Here is a 263-nt window from a genome sequence, read left to right as displayed (position 1 = left end):
CACTGGAAAAAAACGAACTTATTTAAAAACTATATTTTGAAAAATTCTATAATGGTATTAAAGATTGCGCCTGCTTTTTTATTGGCAAGCTCAATTATGCATGCGCAGATACAAGACTCTACCACAAAAGAGAAAAAAATTGATGAAGTTGTATTGATTGGATACGGTAAGCAGAAGAAGACGGATCTGACCGGATCGATTTCTTCTATCTCATCCAAGGATTTTAATGGGGGTGCAACATCGGCAGATCAGCTGATTGCCGG

Annotated in this window: 1 protein-coding gene; it reads left to right on the top strand. The window is 37.3% G+C overall.

What is annotated here, in order from left to right; genetic code table 11:
* Positions 1-51 precede the first annotated feature (51 nt).
* A partial coding sequence (locus SCA31_RS23960) for a hypothetical protein (protein ID WP_410699495.1) occupies positions 52-263 on the top strand: 212 nt, incomplete at its 3' end.

Source organism: Chryseobacterium sp. SIMBA_028 (assembly GCF_046535285.1).
GTDB lineage: Bacteria > Bacteroidota > Bacteroidia > Flavobacteriales > Weeksellaceae > Chryseobacterium.
This window is presented reverse-complemented; position numbering and strand designations above follow the sequence as displayed.